Source organism: Micromonospora globispora (assembly GCF_003857015.1).
In the GTDB taxonomy this organism is placed as follows: Bacteria; Actinomycetota; Actinomycetes; order Mycobacteriales; family Micromonosporaceae; genus Micromonospora; species Micromonospora globispora.
Genome location: NZ_QGGF01000274.1, coordinates 1 through 7,617, shown reverse-complemented (window position 1 = coordinate 7,617; position 7,617 = coordinate 1). Strand labels below are relative to the sequence as shown.

At 72.6% G+C, this 7,617-nt stretch carries 6 protein-coding genes, 1 rRNA gene and 1 pseudogene; 3 read left to right on the top strand and 5 right to left on the bottom strand.

Features of this window, described 5'->3' with window-relative positions; all coding sequences use genetic code 11:
* Positions 1–316: pseudogene (locus tag DKL51_RS34905) on the top strand (RNA polymerase subunit sigma); the annotation flags it as partial.
* A 53-nt stretch (positions 317–369) separates the two neighbouring features.
* On the opposite strand, the gene ndk reads toward DKL51_RS34905, so the two are convergent.
* The gene (ndk, locus tag DKL51_RS12905; protein WP_109947763.1) at positions 370–795 is read right to left on the bottom strand and encodes a nucleoside-diphosphate kinase; all 426 of its coding nucleotides are present in this window, start codon (positions 793–795) and stop codon (positions 370–372) included.
* Between the two features lie 143 nt (positions 796–938).
* Between ndk and DKL51_RS12900 the strand changes: the two genes are divergently transcribed.
* Positions 939–2,186 (top strand): VOC family protein, encoded by a 1,248-nt coding sequence (locus DKL51_RS12900; RefSeq protein WP_109947762.1) that lies wholly within the window; start codon positions 939–941, stop codon positions 2,184–2,186.
* Positions 2,187–2,207: 21 nt separating this feature from the next.
* On the opposite strand, the gene DKL51_RS12895 is transcribed toward DKL51_RS12900, so the two are convergent.
* The 3 genes from DKL51_RS12895 to DKL51_RS12885 are packed head-to-tail and all read right to left on the bottom strand — an operon-like array spanning position 2,208 to position 6,702.
* On the bottom strand, positions 2,208–2,756 hold the full coding sequence (locus DKL51_RS12895) for a DUF4233 domain-containing protein (RefSeq protein WP_243422757.1): 549 nt from the start codon (positions 2,754–2,756) through the stop codon (positions 2,208–2,210).
* Positions 2,753–4,087, bottom strand: coding sequence for a bifunctional folylpolyglutamate synthase/dihydrofolate synthase (locus DKL51_RS12890; protein WP_109947761.1), 1,335 nt, complete (start codon positions 4,085–4,087; stop codon positions 2,753–2,755). Before DKL51_RS12890 ends, DKL51_RS12895 begins: the two co-directional genes overlap by 4 nt.
* Positions 4,084–6,702: a valine--tRNA ligase gene (locus DKL51_RS12885; RefSeq protein ID WP_109947760.1), complete on the bottom strand. Its 2,619-nt coding sequence runs from the start codon at positions 6,700–6,702 to the stop codon at positions 4,084–4,086. The genes DKL51_RS12890 and DKL51_RS12885 overlap by 4 nt, the downstream gene beginning before the upstream one ends.
* A 69-nt stretch (positions 6,703–6,771) precedes the next feature.
* Here DKL51_RS12885 and DKL51_RS12880 point away from each other — a divergent pair, with 69 nt between their 5' ends.
* Positions 6,772–7,452 (top strand): hypothetical protein, encoded by a 681-nt coding sequence (locus DKL51_RS12880; protein WP_109947759.1) that lies wholly within the window; start codon positions 6,772–6,774, stop codon positions 7,450–7,452.
* Between the two features lie 91 nt (positions 7,453–7,543).
* On the opposite strand, the gene rrf is transcribed toward DKL51_RS12880, so the two are convergent.
* Positions 7,544–7,617: ribosomal RNA gene (rrf, locus tag DKL51_RS37460) — 5S ribosomal RNA — on the bottom strand; the annotation flags it as partial.

The following is a 7,617-nucleotide window of genomic DNA, read 5'->3' as shown; positions in this document are numbered from 1 at the left end:
CGACGGCGACCTGGCCCGGCTGACCGAGCTGGTCGCGGTCGACGCCACCGCCTGGACCGACGGCGGCGGGCGGGTCCGCGCGGCGCGCAACCCGGTGCACGGCGGGGACCGGGTCGCCCGCTTCTTCACCGGCGTCTACGGGCACCGGCGCCCCACCGTCGAGGCGGCGCCCGCCGAGCTGAACGGCGGCCCGGCGCTGGTGCTGCACTGGCCCGGCGGGGCGCGCTACGCGCTGACCCTCGCCGCCGCCGACGGGGTGATCACCGATCTGTACCTGGTCGGCAACCCGGAGAAGCTCACCCGGCTGCCCGGCTGAAGACGCGGAACGGCCCCGACCCGCCCGGGGTCGGGGCCGTCACCACGACGGGTTCAGCCCAGCTCGGGGAACCAGAGCGCGATCTCCCGCTTGGCGCTGTCGGCCGAGTCGGAGGCGTGCACCAGGTTCTCCCGGTTCGACAGGGAGAAGTCGCCCCGGATGGTGCCGGCGGCGGCCTTGCGGCCGTCGGTGCTGCCGAGCATGCCCCGGACCACCTCGATCACCTGATCGCCGGAGAGCACCAGGGCGACCAGCGGACCGCCCGTCATGAAGGCCTTCAGCGGCGGGTAGAACGGCTTGTCCACGTGCTCGGCATAGTGCTGGTCGGCGAAGTCGCCGTCCATCGTCCGGGTCTCCATCACGTCGATCCGCAGGCCCTTCCGCTCGAAGCGGGAGATGATCTCGCCCACCAGACCGCGGCGGACCGCGTCGGGCTTGATCAGTACGAGCGAGCGCTCATCCGGGCTGCTGCTGGACACGCTGGGTTCCTCCTGTGCGCGGAAGCGGGTCGGGCTGGGTACGGTCAGCCTAGCGACCCGGTCCCGGCGCCGGCGCGGCGGCCGCTCTTTCCCTCGTTCGCCGATCCGGCCTAGCCTGGCCGTAGACCCCTGGGAGGTCCACTGTGGCGAATGGCGGGAGCCGGACCATCGCGCCGGTACGCAAGCTGATCGGCGCGGTGCTGGGCACCGTGGCGACCTTCATCGTGCTGTTCGGGCTGGGCATGACCAGCTGGGCCATCGTGGCGCTCGGCGTCGCGCTGCTGGTGCTGGCGATCGCCCTGGCCACGGTCCGGGGCGGCGGGCGCACCTGGGTGGTCGGGGTGGGACACGTGCACAGCGCCTCCGAGCCTCCCACCCAGTACGCCTTCGGCCGCTGCGAGCTCCAGCTGGTGATCGACGCTCCCGGGCTGCCGCCCCGGTCCAAGAAGATCATCGAGCCGCGGGTGCCCGTCGCCAAGTGGCCGTCGCTGGGCCAGGCGCTGCCGATCCGGGTGGCCCTGGACGACCAGCGTCACGTCCGGGTGCTCTGGGACGAGGTGCCGACCCACGCCGAGACCAACGCCGGTGTCGCCGACCTCCCACTGGAGTACGCCGACGTCGACCCGGTCGAGGAGGTGCTGATCGCGCAGGAGGCGCCGCCGTGGGTGGACCGTCCGGAGGACGACTTCCGCGACGACTTCCCGCCGGCCCCGGACCCGCTCGTCGACGACGTCACCGTCCTGCCCGAGGAGCGCGAGCCGGTGGTGGTGCACCAGAGCCCCGGCGGCCCGAAGGTGCTCGAGGGCACGTTCGTCGAGCAGTCAAAGCCCGACCCGTTGCCCCGCCGGGCCACCCCGGTCCAGCGTCCGCCGGCCGAGGAGCGGTTCTACGACACCGTGCGGGTCGACCCGATCGACCTGCCGCTGGACGACCCCGCGCCGGAGGCCGGGCCGACCGCGGAGGAGCTGGACGAGGCCATCTTCGGGTACGCGGGCGACGACGCGGCCGAGGTGGCCACCCCGATCAGCGGCATCGGCATCACCCTGCTGGTGACCGACCTCGCCAGGTCGCTGGAGTTCTACCGGACCCTCGGCTTCGACGAGCTCGACCGGGGCACCGGCAACGCGGTCCTCGCCTCCGGGCCCACCCGCCTCGTGCTGCGCGAGGTCACCGGGGCCGCCCCGATCAGCCGCCGACTGGTGCACGTCAACCTGGAGGTCGACGACATCCAGGCCGCGTACGAGCGGCTGCGCAGCTCCGGCGTCCGCTTCACGTACGCCCCGCGGGTGGTCAACCGGGGCAGCAAGCTGGAGGTGTGGGCGGCGGCCTTCCGCGACCCGGACGGCCACGGCATCGCCCTCACCCAGTGGCGCAGCCTCGCCGACGTCTGACCCTTTACGCCGGGCCCGCGGTCAACTGAGGATGACCCGCCGGACGTGCAGCGCGTACGCCCACACCAGGGCGAAGATGACGCCCAGCACCAGCAGCGACCAGTGCAGCAGCCCGGAGAGCATGAGCAGGCCCTGCAGGACGGTGCCCGCGTTCCAGGCCCACGAGCGCCGCATCTGTCCGGCGAGCACGACGCAGGCCACGGCCAGCGCCACGATCGCCGCGATGGCGGCGCCGCCGAGGTTCCCGCCGACGACCCGGATCGGCTGGACGGCGAGCAGCAGCACCAGCGCCTCCAGGGCGAGCGTGCCCGCGCCCAGGCCGCGTACGGCCTTCTCCGGGTTCCGCAGCCCGGACCGCCGTTCGCCCGGCCCGGCTCCGCCCGGATCCCCACCGGCGGCGGTTTGCTCCGGGCCGCCCGCCGTCGACCCGGCCTGGTCGGTACCCGTCGACGGCGCGCGACCGGCGGCCCCAGGCCCACCGGTACCCGTCGGCACCGACCCGGCCTCGGGTCCGCCAGCCGGCCGGCCCGCCGCGCCGCCCTCGGGCCGCTCCTCCACCGGGCCGGTCATCGCTTGAGCAGCCGGCGGGCGTCGGCCACGGTCACCACCGAACCAGTGATCAGGACGCCGACGCCGGACAGCTCGCCGGGAACATCGGACTCCGCCTCGGCCACGGCCGCCTCGATGGCGTCCGGCATCTCCTCGGCGACCTGCACCCGCTCCGGCCCGAAGACCTCCCGGGCCAGCGCGGCCAGCTCGTCCACCGGCATCGCCCGGGGCGAGCTGTTGCGGGTCACCACCAGCGAGTCGAGCACCGGTTCCAGCAGCTCCAGCAGGCTGGCCGCGTCCTTGTCGCCGAGCACGGCGAGCACGCCGACCAGCTTGCTGAACGCGAACTCCTCCTGCAACGCGGTGACCGTGGCGGCCATCCCGTGCGGGTTGTGCGCCCCGTCGAGCAGGACGGTCGGCGCGGTGCGGACCTTCTCCAGCCGGCCGGGCGAGCTGGTCGCGGCAAAGCCCTCCCGGACGGCCTCGATGTCGAGCTGTCGTCTCGCGCCCGCCCCGAGGAACGCCTCGACGGCGGCCAGCGCGACGGCGGCGTTCTGCGCCTGGTGGGCGCCGTGCAGCGGGAGGAAGACCTCCTCGTAAACGCCACCGAGGCCCTGGATGGTGAGCACCTGCCCGCCGACCGCGACCGCCCGGCGGAGCACGCCGAACTCCGAGCCCTCGCGGGCGATGGTGGCGCCCACCTCGGCGCAGCGCTCCAGGATCGGCCGGGCGGCCTCCTCCTCCTGGGCGGCGGCGATCACCGTGGCGCCCTTGTGGATGATCCCCGCCTTGTGCAGCGCGATGTCCTCGAGCGTGTCGCCCAGCCACTCGGTGTGGTCCAGCCCGATCGGGGTGAGCACCGCCACCCCGGCCTGGATCACGTTGGTGGCGTCCTCCGCGCCGCCGAGCCCCACCTCGACCACTGCGACGTCGACCGGCGCGTCGGCGAACGTGGCGAACGCCAACGCGGTGGTCATGTCGAAGTAGGTCAGCGGCTCGGCGGAGCGCTGGTCGACCAGCTCGGCCAGCGGCTCCACCTCCCGGTACGTGGCGACGAAGCGTTCCTCGCCGACCGGCTCCCCGTCCAGACTGATCCGCTCCCGGACGGTCTCCAGGTGCGGGCTGGTGTAGCGACCGGTGTGCAGCCCGAACGCCCGCAGCAGCGAGTCGATCATCCGGGCCGTCGAGGTCTTGCCGTTGGTCCCGGTCAGGTGGATCGACGGGTACGCCCGCTGCGGGCTGCCGAGCAGGTCCAGCAGGCTCTCGATCCGATCCAGCTCGAAGTGCATGCGGGTGAACCCGCGCCGGGCCAGGGCGGCGTCGACGGCGGCGAATTCGGTGCGGTCGGTCACGAGGGCAGCGCCTCCAGGGCAGCGTCGATCCGGATCAGGTCCGCCTCGGCGACGGCCAGCCGCTCGCGGATCTTGGCGACCACCGGTTCGGGGGCCTTGCCGACGAACGCCGGGTTGTCCAGCTTCGCCCGGGCCTGCGCGGCCTCCTTCTCGGCGGCCGCCCGGTCCTTGGTGAGCCGGGCCCGCTCGGCGGCCACGTCGATCGAGCCGCGGGTGTCCAGCGCGACGCTGACCTCGCCCGGCATGGCCAGCGTGGCGCTGGCCTGGAAGTCCTCGGCGGGAGCGTCGAGCCGGACCAGCGACCGGATCAGCCGCTCGTGCGCGGCGATCCCCGCCGGTGCCAGCCCGTCGAGCCGCGCCGCGACCCGCTGCGTCGGCCGCAGCCCCTGGTCCGAGCGGAACCGCCGGATCTCGGTCACCACCCGCTGAAGGGTGCCGACCTCGACCTCCGCGGCGTCGTCGACCAGCGCACGGTCAGCCACCGGCCACGCCGCCGTCAGCACCGTGTCGGCACCGGTCAGCGCGGTCCACAGCTCGTCGGTGACGAACGGGATCATGGGGTGCAGCAGCCGCAGCAGCTGGTCCAGCACGTGCCCGAGCACCCGGCGGGTGGCCTCGGCCCCCGGGCCGCCCTCGGCCAGCACCGGCTTGCTCAGCTCCACGTACCAGTCGCAGACGTCGTCCCAGGCGAAGTGGTACAGCAGGTCGCACACCTTGGCGAACTCGTACGCCTCGAACTGCTCGTCCACCTCGGCGGCGACGTGCGACAGCCGGGACAGGATCCACCGGTCGACGGTCGACAGCTCGTCCACCGCCGGCAGCGGGCCGTTGGTGTGGGCGCCGTTCATCAGCGCGAACCGGGTGGCGTTCCAGAGCTTGTTGCAGAAGTTGCGGGAGCCCTGGCACCACTCCTCGCTGACCGGCACGTCACCGCCGGGGTTGGCGCCCCGGGCCAGGGTGAACCGGGTGGCGTCCGCGCCGAACCGGTCGATCCAGTCCAGCGGGTCGACCACGTTGCCGAACGACTTCGACATCTTCTTGCCGTGCTCGTCCCGCACCATGCCGTGCAGGGCGACCACGTCGAAGGGCTGCTTGCCGTCCATCGCGTACAGGCCGAACATCATCATCCGGGCGACCCAGAAGAAGAGGATGTCGTAGCCGGTGACCAGCACGCTGGTCGGGTAGAACTTCGCCAGGTCCGGGGTCTGCTCCGGCCAGCCCAGCGTGGAGAACGGCCACAGCCCGCTGGAGAACCAGGTGTCCAGGACGTCCTCGTCCTGGCGCCAGCCCTCGCCGGTGGGCGGCTGCTCGTCCGGGCCGACGCAGACGATCTCGCCGTCCGGGCCGTACCAGACCGGGATGCGGTGGCCCCACCAGAGCTGCCGGGAGATGCACCAGTCGTGCATGTTGTCGACCCAGGCGAAGTAGCGCTTCGCCAGTTCGGCCGGCTCGATCCGCACCCGCCCATCCCGCACCGCGTCACCGGCCGCTTTGGCCAGCGGGGCGGTGTTGACGAACCACTGCAGCGACAGCCGCGGCTCGACCGTCGTACGGCAGCGGGAGCAGTGCCCCACCGCGTGCACGTACGGCCGCTTCTCGGCCACGATCCGGCCCTGCTCGCGCAGCGCCGCGACGATCGCCGGGCGGGCCTCGTACCGGTCCAGGCCCTGGAACGGGCCGTGCGCGGTGATGATGCCCCGCTCGTCCATGATCGTCAGTGCGGGCAGGTCGTGCCGCTGGCCGATCTCGAAGTCGTTCGGGTCGTGCGCCGGGGTCACCTTCACCATGCCGGTGCCGAAGGACGGGTCCACGTGCTCGTCGGCGACGATCGGGATCCGCCGGTCGGTGAGCGGGACCGGCACCTCAGTGCCGATCAGGTGCTGGTACCGCGGGTCGTCGGGGTGGACGGCCACCGCGGTGTCACCGAGCATCGTCTCGGCGCGGGTGGTGGCCACCACCACCTCGTCGCTGTACCGGATCGAGACGAGCTCGCCCTCGTCGTCGGTGTGCTCCACCTCGATGTCGGACAGGGCGGTCAGGCACCGCGGGCACCAGTTGATGATCCGGTTCGCCCGGTAGATCAGGCCGTCGTCGTAGAGCTTCTTGAACATGGTCTGCACGGCCCGGGAGAGGCCCTCGTCCATGGTGAAGCGCTCGCGGTCCCAGTCGACGGAGTCGCCGAGGCGGCGCATCTGGCCGAGGATCGCCCCGCCGGACTCGGCCTTCCACTGCCAGACCCGCTCGATGAACTTCTCCCGGCCGAGGTCGTGCCGGGACAGCCCCTGGGCGGCGAGCTGCCGCTCCACCACGTTCTGGGTGGCGATGCCGGCGTGGTCCATGCCGGGCAGCCAGAGCGCCTCGTAGCCCTGCATCCGCTTACGCCGGATCAGCGCGTCCTGCACGGTGTGGTCGAGCGCGTGGCCCATGTGCAGGGAGCCGGTGACGTTGGGGGGCGGGATGACGATGGTGAAGGGGGGCTTGTCGCTCTCCGCCGATGCCCGGAAGTGGCCGGCGGCTACCCACTGCTCGTACCGTCGCTGCTCTACCTCGCCGGGCTGGTACTGGCCGGCAAGGGTCGGGGCGTCGGGGCGTCGGGCATCCAGTCTCTCGGTCACCCTGAAAGTCTACGGAGCGCTTCTCCGGACCTGACGTGCGCCACCTGGTGTTCGCGTACGGTGTCGGCTATGTCCGACGCACATCTCACCGAGCGTCCGCTCGGCGACGGGCCCGACCCGGTCGACCTGACCGACGAGCCGATCCACCTGAGCCGCCGCGACGACGCGTACGACCCCGAGGGGAAGCGTCCGATGTCCCGCCGTCGGCGGGTGGCGCTGAGCATCGCGCTCGTCGCCGGGCTGGCGGGGGCCGGGGCGCTGGGCGCCGGCGGCTGGCGGGTGCTTCAGCAGAAGGACACCAGCCTGGCCACGCCGGTGCAGGTGGCCGGGCTGACCCGCGACGACAGTGAGCGGGCCCGCAGCACCGCGGACTACCTGCGCAGCGGTTTCGCCGCCGACATCGAGCTGGACCGCAGCTTCGGCACCGTCTACAGCGATCCGGCGGACGCCAAACGGGCGGTGCTCGTCTTCGGCGGTACGACTCTGCTCTGGCAGCCGGAACGGGATTTGAACAGCCTCTTCGACCTGATGGCCGACGAGGCCGGCAAGGTGAACGGCGTGCACGAGGTGGATGCCGGCCGCTTGGGCGGCGTGATGAAGTGCGGCACCACCAGCGGGGACGGCGGCGACTTCGCGATCTGCGGTTGGGCCGACCACGGCAGCGTGGTGATGGCGATGTTCCCGGGCCGCTCCGTGGACGATTCCGCGAGGCTGTTCCGCCGCATTCGCGAGGGCATCCAGAGCCGCTGAGCCCCTGCCCGGCGCCCTAGGTGCCGGGCGGTGAACGGGCGTGGAAACGCAGTCAGGGCCACCCCGAAGGGTGGCCCTGACTGGAATGATTGTCCGGCGGTGTCCTACTCTCCCACACCCTCCCGAGTGCAGTACCATCGGCGCTGGAGGGCTTAGCTTCCGGGT

Coding starts and splice junctions, on each gene's coding strand:
- DKL51_RS12880 (WP_109947759.1), top strand. CDS start 6,772: ATGTCCGACGCACATCTCACCGAGCGTCCGCTCGGCGACGGGCCCGAC.
- DKL51_RS12895 (WP_243422757.1), bottom strand. CDS start 2,756: ATGACCGGCCCGGTGGAGGAGCGGCCCGAGGGCGGCGCGGCGGGCCGG.